The following is an 18,901-nucleotide window of genomic DNA, read 5'->3' on the forward strand; positions in this document are numbered from 1 at the left end:
GGTCGGTAGTTTTCATCATGAGCCTCGTGAACCTGTCCGGCATCAGCATACAGCGTCACGCGCAGGTGTTTTAAAGCCCGGCTCGGTACGATCGCGTTGGCTGGCACTGCCGCCAGTCGATCGGGCTGAATTTTCGTGGAACTATCATCCGCAATCCGCTTGTCGTGAGAGGTGAATATCTTTTCAAACTTTCGACTTTTGCAAACCTCCGAATTGAACGAGCCACCGGGCTCGTAACTGATAGTAGAGGTGAATAGAAATGGCTAGTACCGGAAAAGACAACCCCGGGAATTTTGCCAATGACCGGGACAAGGCCTCGCAAGCCGGCAAGAAAGGCGGAGAAGCCTCAGGCGGCAATTTTGCCAACGACCCACAACGCGCTTCAGAAGCAGGTCGCCAAGGTGGCCAGGCGTCGGGTGGCCAGCAGTCGAGCGATGCGAATCGTTCGATGGGTGGCGGACAAGGAACGGGGCGCACAGGCAATATGACCGAAGACCAGGAAAAAACCCCTGGAGCAGGCCAGAAAGGTGGCCAGGGTTCGGGCGGACGCCAGTCCCGCGACGCTGATCAGTCGACCGGCGGTGGGCAAGGCAGTGGTCGCGGCGGTAACTTTGCCGACGACATGGAAAAAACCTCGGGGGCTGACCGTAAAGGAGGTGACCAAGGCCCTGGCGGCGGACGCAAGTCCTGATGCCGTGTAAGCCACATCAAGCCCCGACTGTTTTCGGGGCTTGATGCTTTCGGCGATCCCAACCTGTGATGATCAGGACGGGCGACCCATTCGGGAATGCCTGAACGTTGTCCGGCAAAAGGCGAACAGGTCGACTGTTTCTTTGGGAATCATTGGCACTGAGCAGAGTCCACCGACAACTACCGCACCGGACAGGTGTCATGCCTATGCTCGCCATCTTCTCCAGCTACGCGTCTAAACCTTTCCGGCCACTGCCAGACTTTTATTTGCGCATGCGTTGGCCACTGGTCAGTGGGCAGTTTGGACGCCGTTGACTCGGCACTGATGGCGGCGCGTGCTCAGTTCGCGATCACCATCAGCTTTCACATCGTACTGGCCGCACTTACCATCGGGCTGGCCAACTTTCTGATGGCGCTCGAAGCGCTTTGGCTGTGGCGAGGGCGGCAGATCTTCCTGGACGTTTATCGTTACTGGCTGAAAGTATTTGCCCTTACCGTGGCGGTGGGCACCGCGTCGGGCCTGATCCTGGAGTATCAGTTCGGACTCAACTGGTCGCGACTGTCGACCCAGGCGGGTGACATCCTTGGCCCCTTGATGTTTTACGAAGTGCTGGCCGCGTTTTTTCTGGAAGCGGGCTTTCTTGGCATCATGCTCTTCGGATTGAAGAAGGTCGGCCCCCGGATTCATTTCTTCGCCACCTGCGCGGTGGCCGCCGGATCGCTGATCAGTGCGTTCTGGATCCTGTCGGCCAATTCCTGGATGCAGACGCCTGCCGGCTACACCATTGGCATCGATGGACGCTTTCTGGCCGAAGACTGGTGGGCGATTATTTTTAATCCATCGTTCCCTTACCGGCTGGTGCACATGACGTTGGCCACGTTCCTTGGCACCGCCACGCTGGTGGCCGGGGTCAGTGCCTGGCAATTGTTAAAGGAACCCCGCAACCCTCGGGCACGGCTGCAATACTCCATGGCACTGTGGGCGCTGGTCGTGCTCGCACCCTTGCAAATAGTGGCGGGTCACCTGCATGGCCGGCACAGCCTCGAGGTTCAGCCACAGAAAATCGCCGCCGTCGAGGCGTCCTGGACGCGTCCGGCCGAGGGGGAGGGAGAACCACTGCGCTTGTTCGCCATCCCGGACATGGTTGAGCGGCGCAACCATTGGGAGGTGGCGATTCCACGCCTGGGTTCGCTGTACCTGCGCCATGACTTGAGTGGCACCATCGCCGCGCTGGATGAATTCCCGCCACAGGACATCCCACCGGTGCCAGTGGTGTTTTTTGCGTTTCGCGTCATGGTCGGCCTGGGCTTGTTGATGCTGGGGCAGGGCATCGCCGGTCTGGTCGTGCGCTGGCGACAACGCTTGACCGCCGCGCGCTGGCTGCTTCGATGGAGTGTGCTGATGGCCCCGGCCGGATTGCTGGCGATGCTCAGCGGCTGGATGGTGACCGAGGTGGGCCGCCAGCCCTTCACCGTCTATGGCTTGCTGCGCACGGCTGACAGCCTGTCGTCGGTGTCCCGGCAGCAGGTGGTCGGGTCGACTTGGGTGATCCTGGGGTTTTACCTGGTGATATTCGGCGTCGGCCTGTGGGTGCTCCTGCGAATACTGCGTGATCCTCCGCACAAAGACGAGCCTGGGCCCCAGCCGACGTTGGCTGACGAGACCGGTGATTCCTGAGGGCACGCCATGTTGGATAATGACATCTTGACCCTGCTTTGCGCCGCGGCCCTCGGGTTCTCGGTATTGAACTACGTCTTGCTGGACGGCACCGATCTTGGCGTTGGCGTCCTGCTGGGCCTTACCCGTTGTGGCCAGCAGAGACGCGCCATGGCGGTGACCATCTTGCCGATCTGGGATGCCAATGAAACCTGGCTCGTACTGGGTGGCGGCGGCCTGTTGGCACTGTTTCCGCTGGCCTACGCCATCCTGCTGCCGGCGCTTTACCTGCCGTTTATCCTGATGTTCCTGGCGTTGATTCTTCGCGCGGTAGCGTTGGAGTTTCGTGACTACGCGGGCAGCAACAGGCTCAAGCGTGGTGTCGATGGCTTGCACTCGGTCGGTTCACTGCTCACTGGGGGGACGCAGGGGATGGTGTTGGGTACGCTGGTTCAGGGCGTACCCAACCAGGACGGCCAGTACAGTGGCGACGGCTGGGAGTGGTTGGCCATGTTCCCGCTCTACTGTGGCGCTGTACTCGTGGTGGGCTACACGTGGCTGGGCGCCTGCTGGCTTTACTGGCGTACTGAAGAACAACTGCAGCAACGATCGGCCAGGCAGGCGAAGGTGCTGGCCAGCATCACCGCAGTGCTGTTGACGGTTCTGGTGGCCTGGACAGCGACATTGGACACTCGATACCTGCATCGCCTGTCAGACCCTCTCGTCTGGCTGCCTGCCGCCGTTGTTCTGGTGGCACTGCTAATCTGCTTCATCCTCGGCTTTCGCAGCCACCGACACTCTCTGCCACTGTTCGCGGCCCTGGGCATCTTCGTGTTGGCGTTCGCCTTGATGATCGCTGCCCTGTATCCGCTGATCGTTCCACCGAACCTGACATTGCAGGCTGCCGCTTCCAGTCCCACCAGCCAGCTGTTCATGCTGATCGGTTTCGCCGTGCTGATACCGGTGACGCTCCTGTACAACACTTACGGTTTCAGGGTTTTCAGCGGCAAGGTCCACGCCACTGGCGATTGACTGTCTGATGGACCGATCAGTAGCCCATGGTGCGCTCGATGCGGCCGATCATCGTTTCGCCCTGCTGGTGGCGACGGATATTGGCCAGCAAGACCTCGAAGGCGGTTTCGGGCTGGGTCATGGCGCCGATGTGAGGTGTCAACCAGATGCCCGGGTGTAGCCAGAAGCGATGGTCGGCAGCAGGCGGTTCGTCGTTCAAGACGTCGAGCACGGCATGCTCCAGATGGCCGCTGTCCAGCGCCTGGAGCAAGTCGGCTTCGACCAGGTGGGCACCTCGGCCAAGATTGATCAGCTTTGCGCCTCGGGGCAGGGCGGCGAGGGTCGAAGCGTTGAGAATTCCACGGGTGTCCCGGGTCAGTGGCAACAGGCAGAGCAGGATGTCGCATTGACCGAGGAACTGCGGCAACTGTTCAGTGCCGGCGAAGCACTCGACCGCATCGATCTGCTTTGCCGAGCGGGCCCAGCCCTTGAGGCTGAAACCGAAGGTGCGCAAACGATCCAGGACTGCCATCCCCAGATTGCCCAGGCCCATGACGCCCACCCGCTGCTGGTGCGCCGCGACCCAGGGCTGGACATTCCACTGTTGTTGACGTTGTTGAGCCAGGTACCCGGGCATTTTTCGATGCAGGGCAAGGACCGCGAAGCAGGCGTACTCGACAATCGCCTGGGCGATGCCGGGGTCGAGCATGCGCACCACCTCGACGCGAGGCGGCAGGCAGCTCAGATCGAACTGATCGACACCCGCAGAAGTGGCAAATATCGCTTGCAGATTGGGCAACAGCAGGTGGACGTCGGGTGGCGGCTGCCACGTCGCCAGGTAGCGGATTTCTTCGGGATTGCCGATGTCCGGCCAAAGCCGCACGTCAATGTCCGGAGCATGGCACTGGAACAGGCTTTTCCAGGCCTGGCCGCGATCGTTATCGACTTTGAACAGCAGGGTCATAAGGCCTCGCAAGCAACGGGATCGGTCAGTCCGAGCATGACCTGTAGCCGCGCAATAATCTCCCGTATGCGTTGGCCGAAACGGGAGAATGCGCGGCAATGCAGGGCGTCAGCAGATGGCTGCGATGGCCTTGCCCAGGGCTTCGGTATTGCCGGTGCCGCCGATGTCGGCGGTCAGTGGCGCGGCCTCGGGGCCCATGGCCAACACGGTTTCGATCGCGGTGAGAACGGCTGCGCCCGCTTCGACATGGCCAAGGTGTTCAAGCATCATGGCGCCGCACCAGATCTGCCCGATGGGGTTGGCGATGCCTTTGCCGGCGATGTCGGGGGCCGAACCGTGAACCGGTTCGAACAGACTCGGAAAGTTGCGCTCCGGGTTGATGTTGGCCGACGGTGCAATGCCAATAGTGCCGGTGCAGGCGGGGCCGAGGTCGGACAGTATGTCGCCGAACAGGTTGCTCGCCACCACTACGTCGAACCAGTCCGGGTGCAGGACGAAGTTGGCGGTGAGGATGTCGATGTGGAACTTGTCGACCTTGACGTCAGGGAAACGCTTGCCCATTTCGACGACGCGTTCGTCCCAGTACGGCATGGTGATTGCGATGCCGTTGGATTTGGTCGCGGAGGTCAGGTGTTTTCTCGGCCGGTTTTGCGCCAGTTCGTAGGCGAATTTGAGGATGCGGTCGACGCCGATGCGGGTCATCACGGTCTCCTGCAGCACGATCTCACGCTCGGTGCCCGGGAACATCTTGCCGCCGACGCTCGAGTACTCACCTTCGGTGTTTTCCCTGACGACATAGAAGTCAATGTCTCCAGGATTGCGATTGGCCAACGGCGATTTCACCCCGGGCATCAAGCGGCAGGGGCGCAAGTTGACGTATTGGTCGAACTCACGTCGGAACTGCAAAAGCGAATCCCACAGCGAGATGTGATCCGGCACCACGTCTGGCCAGCCCACCGCGCCGAAGTAGATGGCATCGTAGCCCTTGAGGATGTCGAACCAATCGTCGGGCATCATCTTGCCGTGCTCGATGTAATAGTCGGCGCTGGCAAAATCGAACCAGTCCCAGTGCAGTTCCAGGTTGTGGGTTTTGGCGATGGCGTCCATGACGCGCACGCCTTCGGGCATGACTTCCTTGCCGATGCCGTCACCGGGTATCACCGCGATCTTGTGGCTGCGCTTGCTCATGGTCTGGCTCCAGGGGATTGATGGATAACGCCACAGAGTGTATGCAGTGCTGATGGATTAATAATTAGCCTTGCAGGAAAGCCATTATTAGATTTGAGGAAAGAGTGCGTGAGCGTGATCGACGATTTGAGCTTCTTTCAACAGGTGGCCACGCGCGGGAGCCTGACCGAGGTAGCACGCCAGCTGGGCTTGTCACTCCCCGCGGTGAGCAAGCGCCTCAGTCAGCTTGAGAAGCGTCTGGGGGTTCAGTTACTGCAGCGCACCACACGGCGCTTGTCGCTCACTCCTGAAGGGACACTTTACCTGGAGGGAGGACGGCCGATCCTGCGCCAGCTCGAAGAACTGGAGAGTGCACTGACCCGTCAACAACCGACACTGCAGGGGCGGCTGCGAATCAATGGCACCCTGGGGTTCGGCAGGCGCCACCTGGCGCCCGTCGTATCGAGTTTCGCGCGCCTGCATCCGGCACTGGAAATATCCCTTGAACTGACCAGCCTACCGTTGAGCTTGCTGGACGATCAGTTCGACATCGGCGTATGCATGGGCGCACCACCCGACTCGCGCTTGATCGGCATCCGTTTGCTGGAGAATCCGCGAATTCTTTGCGCATCGCCCAAGTACCTCGAACACGCTGCGCCGCTGCAGCAGGTAACTGACCTGGCGCGGCATAACTGTATCGTGCTGCGCCAGTTCGGCAGCGACTACGCCATCTGGCGCTTCCACAAGGACGGCGAAGACTTCTCGCACAAGGTCAGCGGCACCCTGTCGAGCAACGACGGTGAAGTGGCAATGAGCCTGGCACTTGACGGTCATGGCTTGATTTTGCGGTCACGCTGGGATGTCCAGGAACACCTGGAGAGCGGTCGCTTGTTGGCAGTATTGCAGGACTACCAGGCGCCCCCGGGCGATATTTATGCGGTGTATCAACATCGGCGACACATACCTCAGCGCATATCCGTGTTCAGCCATTACCTGGTCCAGGAGTTGGCCAGGCGCCTGCCTTTCGCGGTCTGTCATTAATGGCGCCTGGGTGCATAACCTGAAGTCATGCATGACCCAACTAATCGTGCATTGTCGAAGGTGTCGGACGTCTTGTAACGTCCAACCATTCGCTCAGAAAAAAAACAAAAACAGACCAGAGCAATTCAGCGGTTACAAGGTGTTCTGTCGAGGTTTTTGAATCTGCCGAATTAAATCTACCTCCAGGATGATGGCCATGAAAACCTTGTTTGCTGGTTCAGTCTTATCTGCGTTGTGTCTTTCGGTGGCCTGCGTGGCACCGGCGGTGGCGGATCAAATCACCTTCGTTTCCCAAGGCGGTGCTTATCAGGAAGCACAAACCAAAGCGATCCTGGACCCTGCCGCCAAGCGGTTGAATATCACCATCAAGCAAGACAGCGTTCCTGACGCATGGCCCATGGTCAAAGCCCAGGGTGAAACCGGAAAACCCATCTGGGACGTCATCGACACCCCTACATCGAATTGCCTGCGGGGCGGCCGTGAAGGGCTGATAGAGCCCCTGGACCTGAGCAAGATTCCCAACGCGGAGAAAATGCCGGCGGCGTATCGAACCCCTTACTCGGTGGCCTACGAGTTCTACTCGTCGGTGTTGGCCTACAACACCAAAGCCCTGAAGAAAGTCCCGCAAAGCTGGGCCGACTTCTGGAACGTCAAGGACTTCCCGGGCACGCGAGCCTTGCGTAACGACCCCATGGGCACACTCGAAGCGGCGTTGCTCTCCGATGGAGTGCCACGGGACAAGCTGTATCCGCTGGACGTCGACCGGGCGTATAAGCGACTCAAGCAGATCAAGCCGGACATCGCCGTGTGGTGGAGCTCCGGCGGGCAGTCGGCGCAGCTGCTCAGCGACGGCGAAGTGGACATGCTGATGATGTGGAACGGTCGCGTCGGCGCCGTGCACAAGGAGAAGCCGGAAATGGACTTCACCTACAACGACGGTCTGCTGCAGAACACCCAGTTGTGCATCCTGAAAAACGCGCCGAACTACGCGACCGCGGTCAAGTTCATCAATGAAGCGGTGTCACCCGATTTGCAGGCCAACTTGCCGTTGTACATTGATTACGGCCCAGGCAACCCGGCCGCGTTCGACACCGGCAAGCTGACCGCGGAGCACGCCAGAAAACTGCCAAGCTCGCCGGAGAATGCCGCGAAACAGGCGTTGTTATCGGAGGAGTGGTGGTCATCGCCGGCCGGTATCGCGGCCAAGGATAGATGGCTCCAGTTTGTTCAATAAGGTGAGATCGTCTGGCCGAACGCCGGCCAGACATTTTTTCGGCGCTGACAGGTTCAAACCAACGGCATGATCGACTATCTCATACTCGGCGGCGGGTCAGCCGGCTGTGTCCTGGCTGCGCGGCTCTCGGAAGACCCGGACAAACAGGTGTGCCTGGTTGAGGCCGGCCGCGATATTTCCCTGAAGACCATGCCGCCCGAGATTCGTAGCCGCTACCCGGGGCGAGCCTACCTCGATGTCGGCAATATCTGGCAGCGTCTGACCGCCCTGATGAGCAGTCACTCCGCTGCCGAGCGGCGCTACGAACAGGCGCGCATTCTCGGCGGTGGCTCGGCGATCAATGCCTTGATGACCAATCGCGGCGCGCCCGCCGATTACGATGAATGGCAGCGGCTTGGCGCCGAAGGCTGGAACTGGCAGGCGTGCCTCCCGTACTTTCTCAAGCTCGAAACCGACAGTGATTTCTCGGGGCCGCTTCACGGCCACCAGGGCCCGGTGAGGATTCGCAGAACCCCGGAGACCTTCCTTTCACCCTTCGTCAAGGCGGTGATGTCCACGTTGGGCGAGCGAGGGTTTGCACGCAAGCCAGATCAAAATGGCGCCTGGGAAAATGGGGTGTATGTCGGCGCGATCGGCGTCAGCGAACAAGGAGAGCGCATCCCCACCTCCGTCTGTTACCTGACCGATGAGGTTCGCCGCCGCAGCAACCTGACCCTGCGCACCCACTGCACGGTAGACCGTGTGCTGTTCGCCGCAGGTCGGGCAGTCGGTGCGCGGATCCTCGGGCAGGACGGCATTGCCGAAGAGCTGTACGCAGGCGAAGTGATCATTTGCGCCGGCGCGATTCACAGCCCGGCGGTCCTCATGCGCAGCGGCATCGGGCCTGCGCAAGAATTGGCCGCCCTGGGGATTGCAGTGGTCGCCGACCGTCCCGGTGTCGGGGGCAACCTGATGGAGCATCCGTCTATCGCGGTGTCCGCGTTTTTGACCAAAGGCGGGCGCACGCCCTTTGCCGACGAGCATCACGAGCAGGCCATCGTGCGTTTTTCTTCGGGGCAACCCGGTACGGTGGAGAGCGACATGCACGGCGCCATTCTTTCGCGATCGGGGTGGCACTCCATGGGTTATCGCCTGGGCACTATTTTCTTCTGGGTCAACCAATCCTGCTCGCGGGGCCGGTTGCATCTGCGGTCTGTCGATCCGACGCAGGAACCTGAAGTCAATTTCAACATGCTCTCCGATCCACGGGATCTGGAGCGTTTGAAGCAGGCACTGCGCTTTGGCGCGGGCATTTTGTCCGCGCCGGGGCTGGTCACCCAATGCAGTGTGGTGTTCCCCTCCAGCTATTCGCCGCGAGTGGCCAGGATCGCGATGCCGGGAGTGGTCAACGGGATGCTCCGCGGCGTGTTGAGCCTGTTGCTCGATATCGCCGGGCCGTTGCGTGGCTGGCTGATTCACCGGCTCGTTACCCAAGGCGTGACCCTGGAAAAGTTGCTGGCGGACGACGCGGCGCTGACCCGTTTTGTGCGCAGCAATGTCGGTGGCACCTGGCACCCTTCGGGTACCTGTCGCATGGGCTTGGTGGATGACCGGCAAGCGGTCACTCTCGCGGATGGCCGGGTTATCGGCGTCGACAATCTTCGGGTGTGCGATGCGTCGTTGATGCCGTCGATTCCCTGCGCCAACACCAACGTTCCGACCATCATGATCGCCGAGCGTATCGCTGACCTGATCAAAGCCGGGGCACAAAAAAAGACCGCCTGAACCGGCGGTCTTTGCATCGATCACCCGTGAACAAAATCAGCGTTCATAACCCACGATACCTTTGGTTTCGAGGAATGCTTCCAGCCCCCAATCCGCATACTCACGGCCGTTGCCGGACTGTTTATAGCCGCCGAACGGCGCGCCGGCATCCCAGTCCGGATAGTTGATGTAGACACTGCCGGCCCGCAGTTGAAAAGCAATTTGCCGGGCACGGTGCAGGTCCGCCGATTGCACGTACGCGGCCAGCCCAAACACGCTGTCATTGGCCATCGCGACGGCATGCTCTTCGCTGGTGTAGGGCTGAATGACCAGCACCGGTCCGAAGATTTCCTCGCGGGCGATGGTCATCTGGCCCGTGACGCCGGCAAATATGGTGGGTTTTACGTAATAGCCACACGCCAGATGTTCAGGCCGGCCCAGGCCCCCGCACACCAGTTGCGCCCCTTCCTGGATGCCAATGCCGATCATGCGTTGTATGCCGTCAAACTGCCGCTGGCTGATGACCGGACCGAGGGACGACTGCGGCTCCGAAGGCGGGCCGACACGCTGGGCCTGGGCGGCGCGGCCGGCGATTTCGACGGCTTTTTCATGCAGCGCGGCGGGCACCAGCATCCGGGTGGGTGCATTGCACGACTGCCCGCTGTTGTTGAAGCAAGCGTTTACCCCCGAGGTTACCGCGGCTTCCAGATCGACATCGTCGAGCAGGATGTTCGCCGATTTTCCGCCGAGCTCCTGGTGAACACGTTTGACCGTCGGCGCCGCCAGGCGCGCAACCTCTATGCCGGCACGAGTGGAACCGGTGAACGAAACCATATCGACATCGGGATGGCTCGCCAGGGCCGCGCCGACGGTAGGCCCGTCGCCATTGATCAGGTTGAATACCCCGGGAGGTACGCCGGCGCTGTGCAGGACCTCGGCAAAAATAATCGCATTCAACGGCGCGATTTCACTGGGTTTGAGCACCATGGTGCAGCCGGCCGCCAAGGCGGGGGCCACTTTGCAGACGATCTGGTTGATGGGCCAGTTCCATGGAGTAATGAGTGCAACGATGCCCACCGGCTCCAGGTTGATCAGGGTTTTGCCGCGAGCCTTCTGAAAGGCGAAGGTGTCCAGGGTGCTGATCAGCTGTTGCAAATGCCGTTTGCCGATGCCCGCCTGCCATTGATGGGAGAGCTCGCGGGGCGCGCCGACCTCTTGGATGATCATGTCGGCAATGTCGTCGTAGCGCTGCAGATAATTTTCGAGCACCGCGCGCAACAGTTCCTTGCGCTCGGCGGTTGAGGTGTTCGAAAAGGCCGGGAAGGCCTTTTTGGCTGCGAGCACCGCCGAGTCGACGTCCGCCTGGTTGCCCATGGCGATCTGGCTGAAAGGCTGCTCGGTCGCCGGGTTCACCACCGGCAGGCGTGTCGTGCCGCAGGGTTCCACCCAGCGGCCATCGATGTAGAACTTCAGGGCATGTTCCATATAAGGAAGAGTCTCTTGGCTGGGTGAGGGAGGGTGATCCGTACGGAACGTGCAGAAGAACACTGGCCCTCGGATCGGATATTGATTGTCGCTCGCAAGAATAAACAACGCCTGGAGTATTCGACAATTTACTAATAGTTGTGCCAGGCATAATATCAAGTCATGTCAAACCTGCGCCGAAAACTCCCCAGTTCCAGTTCATTGTTCGTCTTCGAAGCGGCGGCGCGATGCGGCAGTTTCACCCGTGCGGCGGACGAGCTGTGTGTCAGTCAACCGGCAGTCAGCCGGATGTTGGCGCGCATGGAGGAACACCTGGGTGTGCAGCTGTTCGAGCGGGTACGAGGTGGGGCCAGGCTGACCGAAAGTGGCAGCTACCTGTATCGCCGGGTTCAGGAAGGCTTCAGCACCATCGAGTCGGCGATCAGCGAGATCGAGTCGCGCGCCACCGGCATGGAAACCGTTACCCTGTCGGTGTCTACCGCGTTCACCACGCATTGGCTGATGCCGCGCATGAGCCGGTTCAACCTGCGCTTTCCGAATGTCGACATGCGCTATCAGCTGATGTCCGGGAAAATTGGCGGGCCGCTGGTGGATGTTGACCTGGGCATGCGTTACCTCGATGAAAACAGCATCAGGGGCGACGACAGGCTGGTGATCCCCGAGATCCTGATTCCCGTGTGCAACCGGCAGTACTTCACGGATGTGCTGCACAGTGCAGATCCGGCCCAGGTGCAGACGCTTATCAGCATGGACAATCAGGAGCGAAACTGGACAGCGCATTTCGACGCCCTCGGGCAGCACCTTGGACGCGCCGACAATGCGCTGGTGTTCTCCGACTACGCCGTGGTGGTCCAGGCTGCATTGCTCGGTCAGGGCATGGCGCTGGGCTGGATGAATGTGGTCTCGCACTGCCTGGCAAAAGGCCAATTGCTGGCCGCTGTCGATCAGCTTCGAGTCACTTCCCGTCGCTGTTGCCTGATCTTTGCCAACAACCGTCCCATGCGGCCTGTGGTGGAAAATGTGCGCGACTGGATCATCGAAGAAATGCGCGCTGACATCGCGCAGATCGACACGGCCTGTCCCCAGCTCGGGTTGGCTGCAATCGTCGGTGGCCTGGATTGAGCACAGGTGCATTGGCCTGCTGGAAAAAACGGTAGGTTATGCGCCGGCGGAAGGCAAAAACGGAACATTTCGCGAGAGGCTGCGGAAGATAATCAATCGTCTCAGATTGCTTCATCCTCATGACCTGATTTGCGGAGCGCCCTATGTCTTTCAAGCAACTCAAAGCCCTGACTTTCGATGTGGTCGGTACCCTGATCGATTTTGAAGCGGGCATTCTTGCCCACGTTCGCGAAGTCGCGGGCGACGCCGCAACAGCCTGCAGCGATGACGATATCCTCAAGGCCTATCGGGAAGCGCGCTCGGCTTCCGACTCCGGCTGGTGGCCGGACGATCTGGAGCGTTGCTATCACCTCATCGCCGCCAAGCTCGGGCTGCCGGACAACGAAGAATATGCCAAGGGCCTTAGCCTGGCCGTGAAGAACTTTCCGGCGTTCCCCGATTCGGTGGAAGCCCTCAAGCGCCTGCGCAAACACTTCAAACTGGTCGCGACCACCAATTCGCGCATATGGGCCCTGGACCACATGGCCAAGACCCTGGACGAGCCGTTCGACGTGAAGGTCAGCGTCGACGATGTGCGCTTCGAAAAACCCGACCCGCAGTTCTTTGCTTACACCCGTGGGGTGCTGGCTACTCAAGGCATCCTGTTCGAAGACATCCTGCATGTTGCGCAAAGCCAGTATCACGACATCGGTGTCGCGGTGCGCCTGGGGTATCAGGTGTGCTGGATCGAACGTCGTCATGCCCAGAAAGGCAGCGGCGGCACACTGGAATCCGAACGCACCGAACCGCATTACCACTTCACCTCGCTGGCGCAACTGGCCGACGCCGTAGAGAAAGAATTGGGCTGAGTACCATGGCGCTGCGGCCGGGCCGCCAGCGCCACTTCATTATTCCGTCGGGATGCTGGCAATGACTCCTCAGACCTTGTGGGCGGCAACGGCCGAACCTGCACCGGCTTTGCAATCGCTGACAGGCGATCGGCAGTGCGATGTGGCGATTATCGGTGGCGGCTATACCGGCCTTTCGGCCGCGCATCATATTGCGTTGAGCGGGCGCGAGCCGTTGATCCTGGAGGCCAACACCCTGGCCTGGGGCGCCAGCGGGCGCAACGGCGGGGTGGTGTCGCCCAAGTTTCGAGTCGGCTTCCCGACGCTCATGGCGCGGTTTGGTCGTGACACCGCCCTGCAGATGTATCGCACCGGTTATCAGGCAGTCGACAGCCTGGTGGAAATGATCGAGACCCTCGGTCTGACCGAAGCCCGCCTGCACATGGGCGGGCACATCGCAGCGGCGCATAATCCGCACGCACTGCTCGGGCTGCAAGCCACGGCGAACTGGATCGAGCGGGAAACCGGCGGCCGTTCTTCGGTGATGATCAGCGCTGCCGAAGTGGCCGAGTTGACCGGTTCCAAGATCTTCGCCGGTGGCCTGCTGACGCCCAAGGCGGGGGGGATCCATCCGCTCAATTATGCCCGGGGCATCGCCCGCAGCCTTAATGATCGCGGGGTTAAAATGTTCATCAACAGCCCGGCCGAGCGGGTGAGCCGGGAAGGCGAGCGGGTCGTCGTGCAGACGCCCCAGGGTAAGGTCAGTGCCAAACAGGTGATCTACGCCACCAACGGCTATTCCGACCTGACCCAGGCTACCGATACCCTGCATCGGCGCCTGATCCCGTTTCGCAGCGCCATCATTGCCACCGAACCGTTACCGGCAGCCATCCTTGCGGGACTGCTGCCCGGTGGGCAGGTCTGCGGCGACACCAAGCGCATGCTGCGCTGGTTCCGGGTGGTGGGAGACCGGCTGATTTTCGGCGGCCGCGGGGCCTTCGGCAAGGATGACTCGGAGGCGGCTTTTCGCGCGCTGCAGCGCAGCATGGGCGTAGTGTTCCCGGTCCTGCGCGACCAGCCGATCGCCTTTCGCTGGTCGGGTCTGGTGGCCATGACCCTCGATTACCTGCCCCACGCCGGACAACTCGATGACCAGCGCTTCTATGCCATCGGCTATAACGGAGGAGGTGTGGCGATGTCGACTTACATGGGCGCGCAACTGGCGGCGATGACTGCCGGCAAGCACGTCGAACTCGGCCTGTTGAGCGCCGAGCATTTCAACCCCATTCCATTGCACGCCTTCCGTGCGCCAGGCGTGCGTCTGGCGGCGGGCTGGCAGCAGTTTCTGGATATTATTGGCCGATGAGCCGTGAGTCTGAATCCATGCCTCTCATGCTGCATTACTCACAACCACTGGCTGATCGACACCTGCCGCTTGCGGCTTTTGCCTTGCCCGATGATCCTTTGGCGGCCGGCAGGCGCGTGCATGTGCAGGATGCCGTTCAGGGCTACGCCGTGGGCGAAAGCCAGAGCACCGGCGCCAATCTGCTGATCGAGGATTTCCCCTGGGTCGAACTCGGTATTGTCGAGGCCGGTGTGCTGACGTTGGAGGGGCAGGACTTCAGTCTGACACTGGAGGCGGGGGACTGCTTCGTAGTGCCGCGGGGGATTGCCCTGCGCTGGCGTCATCAGGGCGAACTACGCCGGCTGTTCATGGCCTTTCCCGGCTTGTCTGGCAGTGCCGACATGCCAGCGCGACCGCTGAAGATCGACCTGAACCTGCCGTTGCAACCGTGTGATCCACCTGCGGCCCAAGTACTGCTCACCCCGACACCGAAGGCCTGGAGCCAGACGCTGTTCTCCAGCGCCAATCTGCGCATCGGCCTGTGGGAGTGCGAAGCCTATGAGCGCAAACGGGTCGAACCCGCCTATTGCGAGTTGATGCATATCATCGAAGGGATGGTGACGCTGACGCCCGAGCAGGGTGCGCCCTGTACTGTCCGCGCCGGCGAGACGGTCGTGGTACCCGCCGGAGCCAGCAACGCCTGGATCAGCGGAAAAAAAGTCCGGAAAGTGTTCTGCATACTGTCCTGAGCCCCGGATATACAGGGCCGCCCGGCCCCTGTATCACACCGATCGAAGCAGGCTGCGCAACGGCACGGTGCTCTTGATCACCGGCGACTTGATCACGATGTAGCTGAAATATTTATCAATGCCGATGTTCTTGTCCAGGATCGATTCCATCAGTTCCTGATAGTGCTGGATGCTGCTGGTATGGAAACGCACCAGATAGTCGTAACCGCCGCTGATCAGGTGACACTCCAGCACTTCATCGATATTGCGAATGCTTGACTCGAACTTCACGAAGTCCGAACGCTTGTGATCCGAGAGCGTGACTTCGGTGAAGACGGTCACGGAGTTGGCGAACTTGGCCAGGTTGACATGGGCTTCATAGCCGCTGATGTAACCGGCCGACTCCAGGCGCTTGACGCGTTGCAGGCACGGACTGGGCGAGAGCCCGACGGCTTCGGCAAGACTGACGTTGGTCATGCGTCCGTCTTTTTGCAGCTGGACCAGGATATTGATGTCGATACGATCGAGCTTCGTTGCAGCGTCCAATGTTCTGTCCTCGCAAAGTCTAATACTCGGTGGCTGTCGTCAGGCATGCAGTGCCTTTTGATGCGCGTGAACCAGATCGGCCAGGCTTGCATATTCGCATCGTTTGCCATCGAGCGCCTGGTCCGAATGATTCCAAGGCTGGTGGTGGTCGCGGCGCAACGTGCAAACGGGAAAATCCACGCGCTCGTTCCAGGGGTCGTCTGTTTCGGTACTGCGCACAGGTAACAGTTCAGACCGCTCAAGCCCCAAACGGTGCAGTTCTCTTTCAAGGCTCGCGTGCCAGTCATTGGCCTTGGGTTCGATGATTGCATCGAACTCCACCGGCAAGCGACTGGTCAACGATCCGATATCCATACCATAGGGCGGTGCGATCAGTATCAGTCGATAGAACTTGCTCAAATACTGTAGCGCGCCTGGCGCATCTTCGAAAATCGGCCACTGACTGGAGGCGGTACTAAAGGCAACACTGTCATCCCAACCGGGAACAATATGCAATTGATGAGCCAGGCGCTGGTAGAGCTGGCCATGGAACGCCGCAGGGCTGTCGCCGGCGCCCGTAGCCGCCAACTCGCGCGCAGTACGCCGATACGCACTCAAGACCTGCTCGTCACTGGCCAGTGCCGTGGCTTGCACCGACAACGGTCGCAGCCCCTCCAGAATGCCCCGTTCCCGATCCACCAGCGTGCCGAAGGAGAACCCCAACGCTTTGTACTGGGTGACTTTCATGATCGACTCCTTGGTAACGCTAGTCAGTCTCCGGGACAGGCCATCAGCCCGACACAGCATCAGCTGGCCGGGACTGGTGATGACCCTGGAGGGCGCAATCGATCAGGCGCTGACGGCGGCCAAAGCCTTGTCCAGCATCTGCAAGGCTTCTGCCACTTGCGCCTGGGTCGTGATCAATGGCGCGAGAAAGCGCACGACGTTGCGGTAGACGCCACACTTGATCACCAGCAAGCCGGCCATGCGGGCCTCGTCGATGATCTTCTGCGCGAGGGCGGCATCCGGGCTTTGCTGGGGGTCGGCTGCGACGATTTCAATGGCTTGCATGAACCCAAGGCCGCGCACGTCGCCGATGCAGGCATGGCGCTTTTGCAGGGTCAGCAGTCCTTCACGCAATTGCGCTGCCAGCTGCTCGCCCTGGGCCAGCAGATCCTGCTCCTCGAACAGGTCCATGACCGCCAGTGCCGCGGCACAGGCCACGGCGTTGCCGCCATAGGTACCGCCCAGTCCGCCCGGCGTCGGTGCATCCATGATCTCGGCACGCCCGACCACGGCCGACAACGGCATGCCGCCGGCCAGGCTCTTGGCCACGGTGACCAGGTCGGGTTTGATATCGGCGTGCTGGAAGCCGAACATCGTCCCGGTGCGACCGAAACCTGCCTGGATCTCGTCGAGGATCAACACGATGCCGTGCTCGGTGCAACGCTGGCGCAGCGCCTGCAAAAACGCTTTGGGGGCCGCGAGGAAACCGCCATCACCCTGGACCGGTTCGATGATGATGGCCGCCACGCGATCGGGCGCAACGTCGGTGGCAAACAGCGCATCCAGCTCAGCCAGGGCATCTTCACTGCTGATGCCGCGATAGGCGTTGGGGTAAGTCGCGTGATAGATCTCGGCAGGGAAGGGACCGAAGTTCTGTTTGTAAGGCTGGCTCATGCCGGTCAGGGTGACGCCGAGCAACGTACGCCCGTGAAAACCACCACGGAACGAGATGACTGCCGGACGATTAGTGTGGCTGCGAGCAATCTTGATCGCATTTTCCACGGCCTCGGCACCGGAAGTGAACAGCACGCTTTTGTAGTGCTCGTCGCCGCCAATCATTTTGTTCAGGCGCGCAGCGACCTGGATGTAGGCCTCGTAAGCGACCACCTGAAAGCTGGCGTGTGAAATTTCACCGACTTGACGACGCACGGCTTCGACCACGCGCGGATGACTGTGGCCGACGTTGAGTACGCCGATGCCTCCGACGAAGTCCAGGTAGCGCTTGCCGTCCACGTCCCACAGTTCAGCGCCGTCGGCGCGGGCGGCCACCACCGGGTGAGCGGTGGCAATGCCCCGGGGAATGTGCTGGTCACGCAAGGCGAGAAGGCGTTGGTTTTCAGTCAGTGCAGAATTCATCTTGTGCTCCATGGGATGAGGTGATCAGGCGATGGCCCGCGGTACCACGATGGTGTCTTCGGGGTGCAGGCGCATCAGCATGGGCGAACCGATCGGTGGCAGGTTCAGGTTGCCCTCGTGGTGGCTGGGCTGACGCAGGCTGACGGTTGGGCCGCCGTCCAGATCGACGAAGACCTTGAGGCTTTCGCCCTGGAATACGATGTCCGCCACACGCCCGCGCAGGCGGTTCCATTCAGGGCCGGCGGAGTCATTGTCGAGCAACAGTTTTTCCGATTGCAGGGCCAGGAACAGATCCCCCGAAGGTGGAATCTCGCGGGTGGTACGCAGTGGGGTAGTGCCCAGGGTCAGTCCGTTGTTGCTGCTGCGCTGCAGGGGAATCAGGGTACTTTCGCCGATGAAGCTGGCGACGAAGTCGTCGGACGGGTGATCGTGCAGGCGCCGCGGGGTATCGACCTGAACCAGTTGCCCGCCGCGCATGATCGCCACGCGATCGCTCATGGTCAGTGCTTCACGCTGGTCGTGGGTGACGTAAATCATGGTGGCGCCCAGGCGCTTGTGCAGTGCCCGCAGCTCAATCTGCATGGTTTCGCGCAGTTGTTTGTCGAGGGCCGACAGGGGCTCATCCATCAGGATCAACTTGGGTTCGAAGACGATCGCCCGGGCCAGTGCAACCCGTTGCCGCTGGCCGCCGGAGAGTGCGGCGATCGAGCGATCTTCATAACCGCCCAGCTCGACAGTGGCCAACGCCTGCTTGACCCGGTCACGGCTTTTGGTGGCGCTTTCACCGCGAGCCCGCAGCGGAAAGGCGACGTTTTCGCCGACTGTCATATGCGGGAACAACGCATAGTTCTGGAACACCACGCCGATTTCCCGCTTGTGCGGCGGCATGAGGGTGACATCGCGCTCGCCGAACAAAATGTTGCCGGAGCTGACCCGGATAAAACCGCCCAGAATGCTCAGCAAGGTGGTCTTGCCTGAACCGGACGGACCAAGCACAGACATGAATTCTCCCGCTTCGACCTTGAGGCTGACGTTATCAAGCGCCTTGAGGTTGCCGTAATGCTTGCAGACCTGATTGACGCTGACCGACTCGAAACCTTCAGTGAAATTCATCAAGCGCCTCCATTTGCAGAGTACGGGGGATTCCCGGGATGTCTGCGTGTCATCTGAACTCGGGCCGTTGCCCGGTTCGTGCCGTTTTTGCTCGCCGGGCAAACAGG

16 protein-coding genes and 1 pseudogene are annotated in these 18,901 nt (G+C 60.8%); 10 read left to right on the forward strand and 7 right to left on the reverse strand.

Annotated features, from left to right (window positions below):
* Positions 1-259: 259 nt before the first annotated feature.
* The 3 genes and pseudogenes from J2W17_RS04460 to cydB form a co-directional block, all read left to right on the forward strand.
* Positions 260-421, forward strand: a pseudogene (locus J2W17_RS04460) (general stress protein); the annotation flags it as partial.
* 561 nt (positions 422-982) lie between these two features.
* Positions 983-2,368 (forward strand): cytochrome ubiquinol oxidase subunit I, encoded by a 1,386-nt coding sequence (locus J2W17_RS04465; RefSeq protein ID WP_307329863.1) that lies wholly within the window; start codon positions 983-985, stop codon positions 2,366-2,368.
* 9 nt (positions 2,369-2,377) lie between these two features.
* Entirely contained in the window at positions 2,378-3,379 is a 1,002-nt protein-coding gene (gene cydB / locus J2W17_RS04470; protein WP_307329864.1) for a cytochrome d ubiquinol oxidase subunit II, read from the forward strand.
* Positions 3,380-3,395: 16 nt separating this feature from the next.
* Here the strand turns inward: cydB and J2W17_RS04475 are convergent, their stop codons facing one another.
* Both J2W17_RS04475 and J2W17_RS04480 read right to left on the reverse strand, forming a co-directional pair.
* Positions 3,396-4,322 carry a 2-hydroxyacid dehydrogenase gene (locus tag J2W17_RS04475; RefSeq protein WP_307329867.1) on the reverse strand — a complete coding sequence of 309 codons (927 nt, stop codon included), beginning with the start codon at positions 4,320-4,322 and terminating at the stop codon, positions 3,396-3,398.
* A 108-nt stretch (positions 4,323-4,430) separates the two neighbouring features.
* Complete coding sequence (locus J2W17_RS04480; protein ID WP_307329871.1) at positions 4,431-5,510, reverse strand: tartrate dehydrogenase; 1,080 nt, start codon at positions 5,508-5,510, stop codon at positions 4,431-4,433.
* Between the two features lie 108 nt (positions 5,511-5,618).
* On the opposite strand from J2W17_RS04480, the gene J2W17_RS04485 reads away from it, so the two are divergent.
* The 3 genes from J2W17_RS04485 (at position 5,619) to J2W17_RS04495 (ending at position 9,528) form a co-directional block, all read left to right on the forward strand.
* Positions 5,619-6,530, forward strand: coding sequence for a LysR family transcriptional regulator (locus J2W17_RS04485; protein ID WP_307329876.1), 912 nt, complete (start codon positions 5,619-5,621; stop codon positions 6,528-6,530).
* Between the two features lie 196 nt (positions 6,531-6,726).
* On the forward strand, positions 6,727-7,764 hold the full coding sequence (locus tag J2W17_RS04490) for an ABC transporter substrate-binding protein (protein ID WP_307329879.1): 1,038 nt from the start codon (positions 6,727-6,729) through the stop codon (positions 7,762-7,764).
* A 66-nt stretch (positions 7,765-7,830) separates the two neighbouring features.
* Complete coding sequence (locus J2W17_RS04495) at positions 7,831-9,528, forward strand: GMC family oxidoreductase (RefSeq protein ID WP_307329883.1); 1,698 nt, start codon at positions 7,831-7,833, stop codon at positions 9,526-9,528.
* Between the two features lie 36 nt (positions 9,529-9,564).
* Here J2W17_RS04495 and J2W17_RS04500 read toward each other — a convergent pair whose 3' ends face one another.
* On the reverse strand, positions 9,565-10,992 hold the full coding sequence (locus J2W17_RS04500) for an aldehyde dehydrogenase family protein (protein WP_307329886.1): 1,428 nt from the start codon (positions 10,990-10,992) through the stop codon (positions 9,565-9,567).
* A gap of 162 nt (positions 10,993-11,154) precedes the next feature.
* On the opposite strand from J2W17_RS04500, the gene J2W17_RS04505 reads away from it, so the two are divergent.
* The 4 genes from J2W17_RS04505 (at position 11,155) to J2W17_RS04520 (ending at position 15,035) form a co-directional block, all read left to right on the forward strand.
* The gene (locus J2W17_RS04505) at positions 11,155-12,114 is read left to right on the forward strand and encodes a LysR family transcriptional regulator (protein ID WP_307329889.1); all 960 of its coding nucleotides are present in this window, start codon (positions 11,155-11,157) and stop codon (positions 12,112-12,114) included.
* Positions 12,115-12,257: 143 nt separating this feature from the next.
* The gene (locus tag J2W17_RS04510; RefSeq protein ID WP_307329891.1) at positions 12,258-12,962 is read left to right on the forward strand and encodes an HAD-IA family hydrolase; all 705 of its coding nucleotides are present in this window, start codon (positions 12,258-12,260) and stop codon (positions 12,960-12,962) included.
* 61 nt (positions 12,963-13,023) lie between these two features.
* Positions 13,024-14,307 carry an NAD(P)/FAD-dependent oxidoreductase gene (locus tag J2W17_RS04515; RefSeq protein WP_307329893.1) on the forward strand — a complete coding sequence of 428 codons (1,284 nt, stop codon included), beginning with the start codon at positions 13,024-13,026 and terminating at the stop codon, positions 14,305-14,307.
* A 17-nt stretch (positions 14,308-14,324) separates the two neighbouring features.
* The gene (locus J2W17_RS04520) at positions 14,325-15,035 is read left to right on the forward strand and encodes a cupin domain-containing protein (RefSeq protein WP_307329897.1); all 711 of its coding nucleotides are present in this window, start codon (positions 14,325-14,327) and stop codon (positions 15,033-15,035) included.
* 33 nt (positions 15,036-15,068) lie between these two features.
* Here the strand turns inward: J2W17_RS04520 and J2W17_RS04525 are convergent, their stop codons facing one another.
* From J2W17_RS04525 to J2W17_RS04540, 4 genes are all read right to left on the reverse strand, one after another.
* The gene (locus J2W17_RS04525; protein ID WP_307329899.1) at positions 15,069-15,560 is read right to left on the reverse strand and encodes an Lrp/AsnC family transcriptional regulator; all 492 of its coding nucleotides are present in this window, start codon (positions 15,558-15,560) and stop codon (positions 15,069-15,071) included.
* Positions 15,561-15,599: 39 nt separating this feature from the next.
* The gene (locus J2W17_RS04530; RefSeq protein WP_307329902.1) at positions 15,600-16,286 is read right to left on the reverse strand and encodes a hypothetical protein; all 687 of its coding nucleotides are present in this window, start codon (positions 16,284-16,286) and stop codon (positions 15,600-15,602) included.
* Positions 16,287-16,388: 102 nt separating this feature from the next.
* The gene (gene gabT / locus J2W17_RS04535) at positions 16,389-17,681 is read right to left on the reverse strand and encodes a 4-aminobutyrate--2-oxoglutarate transaminase (RefSeq protein WP_307329903.1); all 1,293 of its coding nucleotides are present in this window, start codon (positions 17,679-17,681) and stop codon (positions 16,389-16,391) included.
* A 24-nt stretch (positions 17,682-17,705) separates the two neighbouring features.
* On the reverse strand, positions 17,706-18,794 hold the full coding sequence (locus tag J2W17_RS04540) for an ABC transporter ATP-binding protein (RefSeq protein WP_307329905.1): 1,089 nt from the start codon (positions 18,792-18,794) through the stop codon (positions 17,706-17,708).
* Positions 18,795-18,901: the final 107 nt, after the last annotated feature.

This window comes from Pseudomonas lini (assembly GCF_030812475.1).
Taxonomy (GTDB): domain Bacteria; phylum Pseudomonadota; class Gammaproteobacteria; order Pseudomonadales; family Pseudomonadaceae; genus Aquipseudomonas; species Aquipseudomonas lini_A.

Excerpts from the sequence above, each read along its gene's own strand:
- gabT (WP_307329903.1), bottom strand. The coding sequence starts at position 17,681 with ATGAATTCTGCACTGACTGAAAACCAACGCCTTCTCGCCTTGCGTGAC.
- J2W17_RS04500 (WP_307329886.1), bottom strand. The coding sequence starts at position 10,992 with ATGGAACATGCCCTGAAGTTCTACATCGATGGCCGCTGGGTGGAACCC.
- J2W17_RS04480 (WP_307329871.1), bottom strand. The coding sequence starts at position 5,510 with ATGAGCAAGCGCAGCCACAAGATCGCGGTGATACCCGGTGACGGCATC.
- J2W17_RS04495 (WP_307329883.1), top strand. The coding sequence starts at position 7,831 with ATGATCGACTATCTCATACTCGGCGGCGGGTCAGCCGGCTGTGTCCTG.
- J2W17_RS04530 (WP_307329902.1), bottom strand. The coding sequence starts at position 16,286 with ATGAAAGTCACCCAGTACAAAGCGTTGGGGTTCTCCTTCGGCACGCTG.
- J2W17_RS04515 (WP_307329893.1), top strand. The coding sequence starts at position 13,024 with ATGACTCCTCAGACCTTGTGGGCGGCAACGGCCGAACCTGCACCGGCT.
- J2W17_RS04505 (WP_307329889.1), top strand. The coding sequence starts at position 11,155 with ATGTCAAACCTGCGCCGAAAACTCCCCAGTTCCAGTTCATTGTTCGTC.
- J2W17_RS04490 (WP_307329879.1), top strand. The coding sequence starts at position 6,727 with ATGAAAACCTTGTTTGCTGGTTCAGTCTTATCTGCGTTGTGTCTTTCG.
- cydB (WP_307329864.1), top strand. The coding sequence starts at position 2,378 with ATGTTGGATAATGACATCTTGACCCTGCTTTGCGCCGCGGCCCTCGGG.
- J2W17_RS04475 (WP_307329867.1), bottom strand. The coding sequence starts at position 4,322 with ATGACCCTGCTGTTCAAAGTCGATAACGATCGCGGCCAGGCCTGGAAA.
- J2W17_RS04510 (WP_307329891.1), top strand. The coding sequence starts at position 12,258 with ATGTCTTTCAAGCAACTCAAAGCCCTGACTTTCGATGTGGTCGGTACC.
- J2W17_RS04520 (WP_307329897.1), top strand. The coding sequence starts at position 14,325 with ATGCCTCTCATGCTGCATTACTCACAACCACTGGCTGATCGACACCTG.
- J2W17_RS04540 (WP_307329905.1), bottom strand. The coding sequence starts at position 18,794 with ATGAATTTCACTGAAGGTTTCGAGTCGGTCAGCGTCAATCAGGTCTGC.